We start from the raw sequence: 14,438 nt of genomic DNA on the forward strand, positions 1-14,438 counted from the left end.
ACCGCGACCGGCGCGAAGTTCTCGGAGGCGATCATCTCCAGGGTGGACTGCTGACGGTTCAGCTCGGCATCGACCGCCGCGGCGATCTCCGGGTCCACCTCGTGCAGGGGCTGGTTGAAGAGGGTCATGGACGTCTCCTTGAGTGTGGGCGCTGTGAGCGGCACAGGCGTCGGCTCAGAGCGCGACCGCGGCGGCGGGGACGAGAGTGCGGCGGAGCCGGTTGAAGAACTTGGGCTGGTTGAGGGAGAGCACCGCGACGGGGGTGCTCTCGCGCCGGTAGACGGCCGTGAAGGAACGGCTGTCGACATCGCCTTCGACGATTTCCGGCTCGGCTCCGGGGCCGACGTGTCCGGCGAGCTGGATACGCACCTGGTACTGGTCGGACCAGAAGTACGGCGCGGTGAGCGGCGCCGGGGCCGACTCCCCGCGGAGCAGTGTCCGAGCGGCGGTTCTCGCCTGCTCGGTGGCGTTGCTCCAGTGCTCGATGCGGGCGTGGCGCCCGGTGAACGGGCTGGGACAGCGGGCGACATCGCCCACGGCGACCACGCCCGGGACACTGGTCGCACAGCCGGCGTCGCACACCACACCGTCGTCCACCCGCACGCCGGATCCGGCGAGCCAGTCGGTGGCGGGCCTGACACCCACGCCCACCACGACGATGTCGGCGGGCAGCACTCGCCCGTCCGCCAGCCGCACGCCGGTCACCCGGTTCGCGCCGACGAGTCCCGCCACTCCGGTTCCCCTCAGCAGGCGGACCCCGTGATCGGTGTGGAGCGAGGAGCACACCAGCCCCATCTGACGCCCCAGTTGGCGTTCCAGCGGTACGTCGAGCGCCTCCACAACGGTGACGTCGAGCCCGAGTCCGCGGGCGGTGGAGGCCACCTCGGCGCCGATGAAGCCGGCGCCGATGACGACGAGCCGGGGCAGGCCGTCCAGCAGTTCGGCGCGCAGGGCCTGGGCGTCGTCCAGGGTGCGCAGGGTGTGGACACCGGCCAGGCCGTCCGTACCGGGGAGCATCCGGGCACTGGCGCCGGTCGCGACGACGACACCGCCGGTGCGTACGTGCCGTCCCCCGGTCAGGGTGACGGTCCTTGCCACCGGGTCCAGCCGCACCGCGCGCTCGCCGAGGAGCCACTGCACGTCCAACGCCTCGTACTCATCGGCGTCACCGAGCGCGAGGGCGTCGGCGTCGAGGTCCCCCTTGAGGAAGTCCTTCGACAGCGGCGGGCGGTCGTAGGGAGTGTGGCGCTCCTCCCCGACGACGACGATCTCACCGTCGTAGCCCTCCGCGCGCAGCGCACGGACCGTGCTCAGACCCGCCAGCGACGCTCCGACGACGGTGATGCTCCTCATGCGGGCTCCAGACGGAGAGTTGTCTCACATGGCACAACGATACTCGTTATGCGCAACATGGTTTCTGTGCGGAACGGGGATTGTCAAGGAAGGAGTCGCCCATATCAGTCGACGGGCGGCGCGTCGACCCGGTCCTGCACCCAGGCGTGGAACTCGCCGATGTGGTGCTCGCTGGGGACCAGGACGCCACCCTTCGCGTAGACCCGCGAGCTCATGCCCGGCTGGGTCCGTTCACAGGCCTCGAAGTCCTGCTGGTTCACGCGGTGGAACAACTCCACCGACCGCGCCACGTCCTTGCCGCTCTCGACGACGTGCGGGAGGTAGAGCCAGTCGCACTCGACGATCGTGCGATCGACGGACAGCGGGTACATCCGGTGGAAGATCACATGGTCGGGGACGAGGTTGATGAACACCTGCGGCCTGACGGTGATCGCGTAGTAGCGGCGGTCCTGCTCCTCGGCCACGCCGGGGATCCGGTCCAGGCCCTCGGAGCCGTCGACCGTGAAGCCCTGGACCTCCTCGCCGAACTCCGCGCCGTGGCCCACGTAGTACTGGGCGGCGTATCCGTCCGCGAACTCCGGGAGCACCTCGGTGAGTTCGGGGTGGATGGTCGCGCAGTGGTAGCACTCCATGAAGTTCTCGATGATGAGCTTCCAGTTGGCCTTCACGTCGTAGGTGATACGGCGGCCCAGTCGGAGGTTGTCGATGTCGTAGCGGTCGATCGACTCCACGTCGCCGAGGCGGGAGACGACCTCGCCGACGACGTCCTCCTCGAAGGACGGCGGGGTGTCGGCCAGGCACACCCACACATATCCGAGCCATTCCCGGACATGGATGTTGACCAGGCCGTACTCGGTCCGGTCGATGTCCGGCATCGAGGTCAGGTTCGGTGCGGCGATCAGCTTGCCGTCGAGGCCATACGTCCAGGCGTGGTACGGACATTGGAAGGCTCGCTTGACCTCGCCGGCCTCCTCCGTGCACAGCTTGGCTCCGCGGTGCCGGCAGACATTCAGGAAGGCCTTGACCGAGCCGTCCCGGGAACGCGTGATCAGCACGCTCTCCCGCCCGACCTGATAGGTGCGGAAGCTCCCGGGCTTGGCCAGTTCCGAGGCTCGGGTCACGCAGAACCACATGGCCTCGAAGATCCGCTCCTGCTCCAGGGCGAAGATCCCGGGGTCGGTGTAGTGCTCCCCCGACAGGGTGGCGATCAGGCTCAGGGGGAGGCCCTCTTGGGTCACTGCCGGTCTCCTCATCAAGGGGCGGCCGAGTCGAGGCCGAACGAGCTTCATGTTGCGTATAAAGCAACCACAACCGTCATATGAAACGGACGCCCAAACTGTCCCGCCGCCGACACCCACTGTCAAGAGGTCGGCGGTTCGGCCCCTCTCCCGCACGCCACCCCTTGACCGGCACGGCACCCGCGTTGGAGCATGTTGCGTATAGCTCTACTTGTTGCGTAATACGCAGCTAGACATTCGGAGGATGGCATGTCCCCTCGACCGCAGCCCGGCCGCGAGTTCGTCCTCACCCTGTCCTGTCCCGACCAGGCCGGACTCGTCCACGCCGTGACCACGTTCCTCGTGAGTCACTCCGGCAACATCCTGGAGAGCCAGCAGTTCGACGACCGGCTGCAGAACCGCTTCTTCATGCGGGTGCACTTCGATGTCTCGGATCCCGAGGTCTCGTTGGAGGAGCTGCGCACGGGGTTCGGTCCGGTGAGCCAGGCGTACGGGATCAGCTGGCGGCTGCAGGACGCCTCCACACCGACGCGCACCCTGATCATGGTGTCGAAGTTCGGCCACTGCCTCAACGACCTGCTCTTCCGCAGATCCACGGGCGCTCTCAACATCGAGATCCCGGCGATCGTCTCCAACCACCGCGAGTTCGAGCCGCTGGCGCGCACCTACGGCATCCCCTTCCACCACATCCCGGTGACGAAGGAGACCAAGGCGGAGGCCGAGGCGCGACTGCTGGGTCTCGTCGACGAACTGGACGTCGACCTCGTGGTCCTCGCCCGCTACATGCAGATCCTCTCCGACGACCTGTGCAAGCAGCTCGACGGACGGGCGATCAACATCCACCACTCGTTCCTGCCGAGCTTCAAGGGGGCCCGCCCGTACGTCCAGGCGCACCAGCGCGGCGTGAAGCTCGTCGGGGCGACGGCGCACTACGTCACGCCCGACCTGGACGAGGGCCCGATCATCGAGCAGGACGTCGTCCGCGTGGACCACTCGCGCACGCCCGACGAACTGGTCGCCATCGGCCGCGACGTCGAGGCCCAGGCGCTCTCCCGCGCGGTGAAGTGGCACAGCGAGAACCGTGTGCTGATCAACGGCCACTGCACGGTCGTCCTGCGCTGACGGGCGACGGACAGCACCGGGTCCGCAGCGCTCAACAGCCCGCTGACCGGCCGACATCGGGCGCACCGTCGAATTCCACGGCACCGGTCCGTCGACGGGAACCCATGATTATAGTTGCGCCATGAGCAACCAAACGGCAGACGGCGAGACAGCCGGGCCCGCGGTGAGCGGGGTGCAGTCCGTCGACCGTGCCATCAGCGTCCTGGAGATCCTCGCCCTGCGCGGCGAGGCGGGCGTCAGCGAGGTCGCCGCGCAGATCGACGTCCACAAGTCGACCGCCTTCCGCCTGCTCGGGGCGTTGGAGGCGCGCGGTCTGGTCGAGCAGACGGCCGAGCGGGGCAAGTACCGGCTCGGTTTCGGCATCGTGCGGCTGGCCGGCGCCGTCACGGGCCGTCTCGACGTCACGCAGCAGGGCCGGCCGGTGTGCGAGCGGCTCAGCGAAGAGGTCGGCGAGACCGTCAACATCGCGGTCCTGCAGGAGCATTACGCGGTCAACCTGTACCAGGTACGCGGCCCGGGCGCCGTCGGCACCCACAACTGGGTCGGGCAGCTCACCCCGGTGCACGCCACGTCGAGCGGCAAGATCCTGCTGGCCCACCTGCCGGCGAAGGAGCGCGCCGACGTGCTCGCGGCGTCCGGGCTGCAGAAGCTGACGCCGCGCACCCTGACCACCGAGGCGGCCCTGGAGAAGGACCTCGCCGTGGCCCGTGAGCGCGGCTACGCGGTGACCCTGGAGGAACTCGAGATCGGACTGCACGCCGTGGCGGCCCCGATCCGGACCCATGACGGCGAGGTCGTCGCCGCCCTCAGCGCCTCCGGACCCGCGTACCGCTTCACCGAGGAGCGCATCGACGAGCTCCTACCCGCACTCCTCCAGGGCGCGCGGGAGATCAGCCACCGGATGGGCTACCTCGGCTGACCCTCGCCCGGGCCGAGGGACCGTGCTGACGACGTCGTCTCCGCACTCCAGCGGGCTGTCACCCGGTACCGCGTCGAGCGTCGCGGCGACTCGTGCAGGCACCAGGCCCAGCTCGGCCCGCCCGTCGGGCGGGCAGGAGCCCAGCCTTCGCTCAGACGTACTCCGTCGCCGCGTCCAGCAGCCAGTCGGTCAGATAGCCGGCGAAGGACGAACGCACCAGGACCCAGAAACCGGCCCGGGAATCGGCCCGGGCGACCACGATGACCTGTGTACGGCCCAGGGTGGTCTGGGCGCAGCGCCCGGAGCCGAAGCTCCGCGGATGCAGGTCCAGTGCGCAGCCGTGCGCCAGCAGATCGTGGGCGCGGGGGCCCGCCACGAGCAGCGTGGTGCGCTGTGCGGAGACGTCGGTGACGGAGACGTGTTCGTCTCCCGCGGCCGTGCGGATCCGGTTCTCCAGCTCCCGCTCGCTTCCGGGCGGGCCCACCAGCAGCCATTCGTCCGGGCCGAGCCAGAGCACGGTCAACTCCCCCGCCCGGACAACGGTGTTCGGCTGAAGGGGCAGTTGCAGGTCCAGCGCGAGCCCGACGGCTTCCGCCGCCGTCCCCTTGGCGTCCAGGCGCACATTGAGCTGGGCCAGGAAGGGGAGTTCGGCCAGCCGGACCGCGCCCCCGGAGATGCGGGTGGCGGCGGCCAGTCGGCCCGCGACCTGTGCCAGGGGGCTGCGGGGCGGGGCGGTCAGTGCGGTGTCAGCCATCACGGCGGGCTCCCTCGGGGTCGTAGAGGACGGGGCTTGCGACGGTCACCGGGACCAGCCGGTCGCCCACGGGGGCGTAGAGCCGCTCACCGATGCGCTCGCGGCCGCCCTTGACCAGGGCGAGCGCGAAGGTCCGGCCCAGCGCCGCGCTGCGGTAGCTGGAGGTGACGTGGCCGAGCATCGGGACGGGCGGCGCCGGAAGGACGCTGTCGGCGACCAGGTGGGTGCCTTCGGGGAGGAAGGTGCCGGGGTCCTCGGGGAGGAGGCCGACCAGGTGCTTGCGGTCGGCGCGGACGGTGTCGGCGCGGGCGAAGGAGCGCTTGCCGATGAAGTCGGGCTTCTTCTTCGACACGGCCCAACTCATGCCCAGGTCCTGGGGGGTGACCGTGCCGTCGGTGTCCTGGCCGATGATGGGATAGCCCTTCTCGGCGCGCAGGACGTGCATGGTCTCGGTGCCGTACGGGGTGATGCCGTACGGCCTGCCGGCCTCGTACAGGGCCTCCCACAGGGCGCGGGCCTGCCACGGTGACACGTTGATCTCGTAGGCCAGTTCGCCGGAGAAGCTGATCCGGCAGACCCTGGCGTCGATGCCCGCGACGGTCGTCCCGCGCCAGGCCATGAACGGGAAGTCGTCGTTGCCGACGGCGAGTTCGGGCGCGAGCGAGCCGAGGACGTCGCGGGAGCGCGGGCCGACCAGGGCGACGGTGGCCCACTGCTCGGTCACGGACGTGCAGTGGACCTTCAGTTCGGGCCACTCGGTCTGCAGCCACTCCTCCATCCAGTCCAGTACGGCGGCGGCGTTGCCGGTCGTGGTGGTGACCAGGAAGCGGTCCTGGGCCACGCGGATGACGGTGCCGTCGTCGAAGACCATGCCGTCCGGGCGGCACATCACGCCGTAGCGGATCATGCCGACCTTCAGGGTGCTGATCATGTTGGTGTAGAGCAGGTCGAGGAAGACACCGGCGTCCGGGCCCTGGACGTCGATCTTGCCGAGGGTGGAGGCGTCCATGAAGCCGACGCTCTCGCGGGTGGCGGCGCACTCGCGCAGCACGGCGGTCTCCATGTCCTCGCCGCTCCACGGGTAGTACCAAGGGCGCTTCCACTGGCCGACGTTCTCGAACAGGGCGCCGTGGTCGACGTGCCACTCGTGGATGGCGGTCGTGCGGACCGGGTCGCTCAGGACGCCACGGTCACGGCCTGCGAGCGCCGCGAAGGAGACCGGTGTGTACGGCGGCCGGAACGTGGTCGTGCCGAGTGCCGAGATGTCCACGCCGAGGAGTTCGGAGACCACGCCGCTGGACAGGACGCCGGACGTCTTGCCCTGGTCGTTGGCGGTGCCGGAGGTGGTGTAGCGCTTGGTGTGCTCGACCGAGCGCATACCGGCGCCTGCCGCCCGGGCCAGGTCCTCGACGGTGACGTCGCGTTGGAGGTCCACGAAGCGGTGGGGGCCGGAGGTGCCGGGGACGACGTACACGTGCATCGGGGGCGTCGGCCGCGGCTGCGCGGCGACGGCCGGGAGGCGGGGTGGCTGCGGGGTGTAGCCCTCGGACTCGATCGCGCGAGCACCGGCGGCGCTGCCGTGGGCCAGGACCTCGGCCGTGGCCAGGACACCGTTCGCGCTGCCCACGACCTCGACCGCCTGTCGGCATGCCTCGGGCACGAAGGAGCCGAGCGTCTCGTCGTAGCGGAGCTTTCCGCCCGCCTGGCTGTAGAGGTGCGCGACCGGGTTCCAGCCACCGGAGACCAGCAGCAGGTCGGCGGCGAACTCCCGCTGTCCCACGGAGTCTCCGTACGGGGCGACGGTCACCGCGGTCAGGCGGGGGGAGCCCTCCGTGCCGGTGACCGCGTGGCCGGTCAGCACCTCGATGCCGGCCCGGCGGGCGCGCTGTGCCCACTCCCCCGGCTCGGGGCGGGTGTCGACTATGGCGGTGATGTCCACGCCCGCTGTCCTCAGGTCCAACGCGGCCGCGTACGCGCTGTCGTTGGTGGTGAGGACGACCGCCCGGCGGCCGGGGAGAGCGCCGTGGCGGTTGACGTGGGTGCGGGCCGAGGAGGCCAGCATCACTCCGGGGCGGTCGTTGTCCGGGAAGGCCAGTGAGCGCTCGTGGGCGCCGGTGGCGAGGATGACGCGGCGGGCGCGGATGCGCCAGACGCGTTCACGGGAGACGTTGTCGGGGGCTGCCGCGCCGAGGTGATTGGTGCGGCGTTCCACGGCGAGGAGGTGGTTGTCGTCGTAGTAGCCGAAGACGGTGGTACGGCGCAGGACGCGGACCTCGGGGGCGGCGTCGAGGAGGCCGGCGACCTCTGACACCCAGTCGAGGTGTTCGCCGGTGCCCAGGAGGCTGCCGCCCGGCTCCGGCTGGTCGTCGGCGAGGATGACGCGGGCGCCGCTCCTCGCCGCCGCCGCGGCTGCCGCGAGGCCGGCCGGGCCGGCGCCGACGACCAGGAGGTCGCAGTGGGCGTGTACGGCGTCGTAGCGGGCGGGGTCCGGGTCCGTGGCGAGGCGGCCCTGGCCGGGGAGGCTGGTCGCGACCAGGCCGTCGTAGAGCTCGACGGTGGTGGCGGGGAGCATCGGCTCGGGGAAGGGGGCCTCGATCTGGATGACCGCGTTGGGTTCTTCGACGCCGGCCGAGAAAATGCCTCTCGGGCGGCCGAGCTTGATGCTGGTGCCGGCCTGGATGACGCCGTTGGCGAGGAGGGCGGAGGCGAGGGTGTCGCCCCTGTAGCCCTGGTATTCGGTGCCGTCGAAGGTGAAGGTGAGGGGGGTGTCGCGGTGGATCCGGCCGCGGGTGGAGTGGCGGAAGACGGATTCGCCCCCGCCGCCCTGACCCGTTCCCGTCCCCAGGGGCTCCGCCCCTTCGACCCCGCCAGGGGGCTCTGCCCCCTGGACCCCCGTCGGCCCTGAAAGGGCCTCGTCCTCAAACGCCGGACGGGCTGGGTGCACTGGGCGGGGCTCAACAGGCGCCGGGCGTTCCTCTCCCGACCTGTACACCGTCAGGATCTCGTTCGTCGACGTGTCCCGTATCGCGTTGAACCACTTGCGGCAGCCCGCCGCGTGGCTCCAGCGTTCGGCGAAGGGGCCCTTGGTGTTGTCGCGGAAGAAGAGGTAGCGGGCCCACTCCTCGTCGGTGAGGGTCGACGGGGTCTCCGGGTACGGGACGTGCGCCTGGCCGCCGTAGTGGAACTCGGCCTCGTCGCGGGGCCCGCACCACGGGCAGGGGATGAGCAGCATGGATCGGCTCCCAGTATCCAGTGGTCCTAGTGGGCCACCGCGGCCGCGCCGTGCTCGTCGACGAGCGCGCCGGTGGTGAAACGGTCGAGCGAGAAGGGGGCGTTCAAGGGATGCGGTGTGTCGTGGGCGATCGTGTGGGCGTAGACCCAGCCGACGCCCGGGGTGGCCTTGAAACCGCCCGTGCCCCAGCCGCAGTTGAGGTAGAGGTTGTCGACCGGGCTGAGGCCGATGATGGGTGAGGCGTCGGGGCTGACGTCGACGATGCCGCCCCAGGTGCGCAGGACGTGGGCGCGGGCGAAGACCGGGAAGAGTTCCAGGGCGGCCGCCATCTGTTCCTCGATGATGTGGAACGCGCCGCGCTGGGTGTAGGAGTTGTACGCGTCGATGCCCGCGCCCATGACCAGCTCGCCCTTGTGGGCCTGGCTGACGTAGACGTGGACCGCGTTGGACATGACCACCGTGGGGTGGACGGGTTCCAGCAGTTCCGACACCAGCGCCTGCAACGGGTGGCTCTGGACGGGGAGTTCGATGCCGGCCATCGCCGCGAGGACCGAGGTGTGGCCGGCCGAGCACAGGGCGACCTTGCCCGCGGCGATCGGGCCCAGGTTGGTCTGGACTCCGACGACTCGGCCGCCGACCACGTCCAGGCCGGTGACCTCGCAGTTCTGGATGATGTCGATCCCCGCCGCGTCCGCCGAGCGGGCCAGGCCCCAGGCCACGTGGTCGTGCTTGGCGATGCCCGCCCGGGGCTGGTAGGTGGCGCCCAGGACCGGGTAGCGCACGTCCGGGGAGATGTTGACGATCGGGCAGACTTCCTTGACGCCGTCCGCGTCGAGCCATTCCGCGTCCACGCCGTTCAGGCGGTTCGCCTCCACTCGGCGCACGCTGTCGCGGACGTCCTGGAGGCTGTGGGCGAGGTTCAGCACACCGCGCTGGGAGAAGAGGATCGGGTAGTCCAGCTCCTCCGCCAGGCCCTCCCACAGCTTGAGCGCGTGCTCGTAGATGCCGGCGCTCTCGTCCCACAGGTAGTTGGAGCGGATGATCGTGGTGTTGCGGGCCATGTTGCCGCCCGCCAGCCATCCCTTCTCCAGTACGGCGACGTTGGTGATGCCGTGGTTCTTCGCCAGGTAGTGGGCGGTGGCCAGGCCGTGGCCGCCGCCGCCGACGACGATCACGTCGTAGGAGCGCTTGGGCTCGGGGTTGCGCCAGAGGAAGTCCGGGTGCTCCGGGAGTTCGGCGCCGGGGGTGCGGGGGCTCATCGGACGGCTCCGTCCTCGGGAAGGGACAGGTTCATACGGTGCTCGCGTTCCTCTCGGCGGCCTCGACGACGTTGGCCAGCAGCATCGCCCTCGTCATGGGGCCGACCCCGCCGGGCATGGGTGCGACCCATCCGGCGATCTCGGCCGCGTCCGGGTGGATGTCGCCGACCAGGCCGCTGTCGGTGCGGGTGATGCCGACGTCCAGGACCGCCGCGCCGGGGCGCAGCATGTCCTTGGTGATCAGCCCGGGTGAGCCGGCTGCCGCGATGACGATGTCCGCCTCGCGTACGTGCCAGGCCAGGCCCTTGGTTCCGGTGTGGCACAGGGTCACGGTGGCGTTCTCGGAGCGGCGGGTGAGCAGCAGACCGATCGGGCGGCCGACCGTGACGCCCCGGCCGATCACGCACACCCGGGCTCCGGCCAGCGGGATGTCGTAGCGGCGGAGGAGTTCGACGATGCCGCGCGGGGTGCAGGGCAGCGGGGCCTCCACGCCCAGGACGAGTCGGCCGAGGTTGACGGGGTGCAGGCCGTCGGCGTCCTTGGCCGGGTCCATGCGTTCCAGTACGGCGTTGGCGTCCAGGTGCTTCGGGAGCGGGAGTTGGACGATGTAGCCGGTGCAGGCCGGGTCGGCGTTGAGTTCGTCGATGACGTCCTCGACCTGCTTCTGGGTGGCGTCGGCGGGCAGTTCGCGGCGGAAGGAGGCGATGCCGACCTGTGCGCAGTCGCGGTGCTTGCCGGCGACGTAGGCGTGGCTGCCCGGGTCGTCGCCGACGAGGACGGTGCCGAGGCCCGGCGGGCGCTCGCCGCCGGCGGTCAACTTGGCGACGCGCTCGGCGAGTTCGCGACGGATGTCGGCGGCGGTGGCCTTGCCGTCGAGCAGCTGTGCAGTCACCGGCTGTGCTCCTTCTGTCGAAGCCGACGTGGCAGGTCAGCCACGGAGGCGGGACATGGTGGGGTCGAACAGGGGCTCCTCGGCGACGACGGCCTCGACGCGCTGGTCGAAGTAGCCGATGTGCACGGTGGTGCCCGGGGCGGCGAGTTCTGCGGGCAGCCAGGCGTAGGCGATGCCCTTGCCGATCGTGTAGCCGTAGGAGGCGCTGGTGACGTAGCCGACCGCGCGGTCCCCGTCGTACACCGGCTCCTTGCCGAGGACGACCGCCTGCGGGTCGTCGACGGTGAGGCAGGTCAGCCTGCGGCCCACGTTCTCCTTGCGGCGCTCCAGGGCCTCCTTGCCGGTGAAGTCGCCCTTGTCGAGCTTGACGGCGAAGCCGACGCCGGCCTCGTAAGCGTCGTGCTCGTAGGTCATGTCGGTGCCGAAGGAGCGGTAGCCCTTCTCCAGGCGGAGGCTGTTGAAGGCGCCGCGGCCGGCGATGATCCCGCCGAGGGGCCTCGCGGCCTGCCAGAGGGTGTCCCAGAGCTTCTCGCCCTGGTCGGCGGTGGTGTAGAGCTCCCAGCCGAGTTCGCCGACGTAGGACAGGCGCATCGCGGTGACGGGAACGCTGCCGATGTAGGCGCGCTTGGCGCGGAAGTACTTCAGGCCGTCGTTGGTGAAGTCCTCGTCCGTCAGGGGCTGGAGGACCTTGCGGGCGAGTGGGCCCCACAGGCCGATGCAGCAGGTGCCGGGGGTGATGTCGCGGACCTGGACGGTGCCGTCGGCGGGGAGCCGGCGGGTGAGCCAGTCGAGGTCGAGGTTGCCGTTGGCGCCGATCTGGAAGAGGTCGCGGGCGAGGCGGGCGACGGTGATGTCGCTGCGGATGCCGCCGTCGTGGTCCAGCACCAGGGTGTACGTCACCGAGCCGACGGACTTGGCGACCTTGCCGGTGACCAGCCGCTCCAGGAAGTCCGCGGCACCGGGGCCCGCGACCTCCAGGCGCTTGAGGGCCGTCATGTCGTACATCGCGACGGTCTCGCGGGTCACCTGGGCTTCGGCGCCGACGATGGGCGACCAGTACCGGGCGGCCCAGTCGTTGGGCGTGGGGATGGAACGGCCCTCGACCAGGCCCGCGTTGGCCTCGTACCACTGGGGCCGCTCCCAGCCGTTCGCCTCCAGGAAGAAGGCGCCGTGCTCCTCCTGGCGGGCGTAGAAGGGGCTCTTGCGGATCGGGCGCGGGTGGCCGGAGGGCTGGAGGGGGTGGAGGATGTCGTAGACCTCGACGAAGTTCTGGCAGTCTCGGGCCAGGACGTACTCCGGGGAGAGCTGGTGCGGCTCGAAGCGGTTGACGTCGCACTCGTGCAGGTCGAAGGACGAGCAGTGGCCGTCGACCAGCCATTCGGCCATGGCCCGGCCGACGCCCGCGGAGTGGGTGACCCAGACCGCCTCGGCGACCCAGAAGCCCTTGACGTCCTGCGACTCGCCGAGCAGCGGGAAGTTGTCGGTGGTGAAGGAGAAGAGGCCGTTGATGCCCTCCTCGACCTTGGCGTCCTTCGTCGCGGGGAGCAGGGACTGGGTCTCGGTCCAGGCCGGCTCGAAGTCCTCCTCGGTGAACTTCAGGACGGACGGCATCGTGTCGGCCTCGTCGACGGAGAGGATGTCGTCGGCCGTGATGGGCATCGGGCGGTGGCCGTAGTAGCCGATGCCGATGGCGTCGAAGCGGTCGCGGTAGTAGAGGTCGGCGTCCTGGTGGCGCAGGATCGGGCGGACCGCCTCCTCGGTCTGGCCGGCGAGCGCCGGTACCGGGCCGGTCCAGGCGAGCTGGTGGGCGAGCGGGGTCAGCGGGAGGTTCATGCCGGCCATGCGGGCGATCTTCGGGCCCCAGATGCCGGCGCAGCACACGACGATGTCGGCGGGGATCTCGCCCTGGTCGGTGAGGACGCCGGTGACGCGGCCGTCGCTCTGCGGTACGTCGAGGACCTCGTGGCGGGCCAGGAAGCGGACGCCTCGTTCGGTGGCCCGGCGGATCTGCGCCTCGACGGCGAGGACAGCCTTGGCGAGGCCGTCCGTCGGGACCAGCAGGCCGCCCAGGACCTTGTCCCGGTTGACCAGGGGGTGCTGTTCGACGCACTCGTCGGCGCTCAGCAGCCTGCTCTCGACGCCCCAGGCGGTGATCCAGCCGTGCCGGCGCCGCAGTTCCACCAGGCGCTCGGGGGTGGTCGCGACCTCGAGGCCGCCGACCTGGAGGAAGCAGGGCTTGCCGTCCACGTCGAGGGAACAGAACTTCTCGACGGTGTAGCGGGCCAGCTCGGTCATGGTCTTGGAGGAGTTCGTCTGGAAGACCAGCCCCGGAGCGTGCGACGAGGAACCTCCGGTGGCGGGCAGCGGGCCCTGGTCGACCACGGTCACCTCGGTCCAGCCGCGCGCGGAGATCTCGTCCGCGAGGGCCGCTCCCACGACGCCCGCTCCGATGATGACCACTCGGGGTCCCGCCATCGCCGCACCTCCGGATTGTTGACCAGCCGAGCCGATCGAGTTGCTGTCTGCGCAACGTGATTCAGGTTGCGCAACTCAATGTGCCTTCCGTGCAGGTGGGTGTCAAGGGGGCCGGGACCTCGGAAAACAGGGCGTGACACGGCAATGCCCGGTGGACGGTGCGCGCGGGGTGCGCACCGTCCACCGGGCAGGTCCGACCGGTCTTCGACTCCTGGTCCGCCGGGGTTACTTGAGCCAGGCGTCCACCTTGTCGCGGTTGGCCTCGACCCACTTCTTGGCGGCCGCCTCGGGGGTCATCTTGTCGACCGCGATGTACTTCGCCACGAGGTTCTGGTCGTCGTTGGTCCAGTTGAAGTTCTTCACCAGGTCATAGGCGGGGCTGCCGGACTTGGCGAACTTCGCACTGACGATCTTGTCCAGGTCGTATACGGGGTAGTCGCAGGCGACCTTCTCCGCGTCGGCGTCGCAGCCGTCCTTGTACGCGGGCAGAGCGACCTTCTTCAGCGGCACCTCGGACAGGAACCACTGCGGCTCGTAGAAGTAGCCGATCACCCATTCCTTGTTCTTCTCCGCCTTGCGGAAGGCCTGGATGAGCGCGGTCTCGCTGCCCGCGTACACCACCTTGAAGTCCAGCTTCAGGTTCTTCACCAGCGCCTCGTCGTTGGTGACGAACGACGGGTCACCGTCGAGGAGCTGGCCCTTGCCGCCCGACTCGGAGGTCTTGAACTTCGACGCGTACTTGTTGAGGTTCTTGGAGTCGAGGATGTCGGGGTGCGCCTTGGCCAGCCACGGCGGCACGTACCAGCCGATGATGCCCTTGTTGCCGGTCGAGCCGGCCTCCACGGCGGTCTTCTGGTCGGTGATGTACTTCTTCTTCAGGTCGGGATGGCCCCAGTTCTCCACGACGGCGTCGACCTCGCCCGTCCCGAATCCCTGCCAGGCGATCTCTTCCTTCAGGTCCTTGGAGTTGACCTTGCAACCGAGGTCGTTCTGCGCGACGTAGGCGATGACGGCCGCGTCCGCCTCGTAGCCGACCCACGGGTTGACCGCGAGGTTGAAGGTGCCGCACTTGCCCGACTCACCGGCCGCCGCGGAGTCGTCGCCGACCTTCGCGCCGCCGCAGGCCGTGAGGGTGAGACCGAGTATCGCCACGCCGGCCGCGCCGGCCCGCCAATGTCTTGCCATGGTGTGGTG

The 14,438-nt window shown here is 70.1% G+C and carries 10 protein-coding genes and 1 pseudogene; 2 read left to right on the top strand and 9 right to left on the bottom strand.

What is annotated here, in order from left to right:
* The 3 genes and pseudogenes from ACIOHP_RS34515 to ACIOHP_RS34525 all read right to left on the bottom strand — a co-directional run.
* Positions 1-128, bottom strand: a pseudogene (locus tag ACIOHP_RS34515) (serine hydroxymethyltransferase); the annotation flags it as partial.
* 46 nt (positions 129-174) lie between these two features.
* Positions 175-1,353, bottom strand: coding sequence for an NAD(P)/FAD-dependent oxidoreductase (locus tag ACIOHP_RS34520; protein WP_401893578.1), 1,179 nt, complete (start codon positions 1,351-1,353; stop codon positions 175-177).
* A 104-nt stretch (positions 1,354-1,457) separates the two neighbouring features.
* Positions 1,458-2,591: an aromatic ring-hydroxylating dioxygenase subunit alpha gene (locus ACIOHP_RS34525; RefSeq protein ID WP_401893579.1), complete on the bottom strand. Its 1,134-nt coding sequence runs from the start codon at positions 2,589-2,591 to the stop codon at positions 1,458-1,460.
* A gap of 249 nt (positions 2,592-2,840) precedes the next feature.
* Between ACIOHP_RS34525 and purU the strand changes: the two genes are divergently transcribed.
* Complete coding sequence (gene purU, locus ACIOHP_RS34530) at positions 2,841-3,713, top strand: formyltetrahydrofolate deformylase (protein ID WP_401893581.1); 873 nt, start codon at positions 2,841-2,843, stop codon at positions 3,711-3,713.
* A 121-nt stretch (positions 3,714-3,834) separates the two neighbouring features.
* The gene (locus ACIOHP_RS34535; RefSeq protein WP_401893583.1) at positions 3,835-4,632 is read left to right on the top strand and encodes an IclR family transcriptional regulator; all 798 of its coding nucleotides are present in this window, start codon (positions 3,835-3,837) and stop codon (positions 4,630-4,632) included.
* A 151-nt stretch (positions 4,633-4,783) separates the two neighbouring features.
* Here ACIOHP_RS34535 and ACIOHP_RS34540 read toward each other — a convergent pair whose 3' ends face one another.
* The 6 genes from ACIOHP_RS34540 to ACIOHP_RS34565 form a co-directional block, all read right to left on the bottom strand.
* Positions 4,784-5,386 carry a sarcosine oxidase subunit gamma gene (locus ACIOHP_RS34540; RefSeq protein ID WP_401893584.1) on the bottom strand — a complete coding sequence of 201 codons (603 nt, stop codon included), beginning with the start codon at positions 5,384-5,386 and terminating at the stop codon, positions 4,784-4,786.
* Positions 5,379-8,618 (bottom strand): sarcosine oxidase subunit delta, encoded by a 3,240-nt coding sequence (locus ACIOHP_RS34545; protein WP_401893586.1) that lies wholly within the window; start codon positions 8,616-8,618, stop codon positions 5,379-5,381. Before ACIOHP_RS34545 ends, ACIOHP_RS34540 begins: the two co-directional genes overlap by 8 nt.
* Before the next feature lie 26 nt (positions 8,619-8,644).
* The gene (locus tag ACIOHP_RS34550; protein ID WP_266819105.1) at positions 8,645-9,877 is read right to left on the bottom strand and encodes a sarcosine oxidase subunit beta family protein; all 1,233 of its coding nucleotides are present in this window, start codon (positions 9,875-9,877) and stop codon (positions 8,645-8,647) included.
* Positions 9,878-9,908: 31 nt separating this feature from the next.
* Positions 9,909-10,769, bottom strand: coding sequence for a bifunctional methylenetetrahydrofolate dehydrogenase/methenyltetrahydrofolate cyclohydrolase (locus ACIOHP_RS34555; RefSeq protein ID WP_401893588.1), 861 nt, complete (start codon positions 10,767-10,769; stop codon positions 9,909-9,911).
* A 36-nt stretch (positions 10,770-10,805) separates the two neighbouring features.
* Positions 10,806-13,244, bottom strand: a complete 2,439-nt coding sequence (locus tag ACIOHP_RS34560) for an FAD-dependent oxidoreductase (RefSeq protein ID WP_401893590.1) — start codon at positions 13,242-13,244, stop codon at positions 10,806-10,808.
* A 225-nt stretch (positions 13,245-13,469) separates the two neighbouring features.
* Positions 13,470-14,429 carry an ABC transporter substrate-binding protein gene (locus tag ACIOHP_RS34565; protein WP_361555146.1) on the bottom strand — a complete coding sequence of 320 codons (960 nt, stop codon included), beginning with the start codon at positions 14,427-14,429 and terminating at the stop codon, positions 13,470-13,472.
* Between the last annotated feature and the right edge of the window lie 9 nt (positions 14,430-14,438).

It is taken from the genome of Streptomyces sp. NPDC087859, assembly GCF_044742595.1.
Taxonomy (GTDB): domain Bacteria; phylum Actinomycetota; class Actinomycetes; order Streptomycetales; family Streptomycetaceae; genus Streptomyces; species Streptomyces canus_F.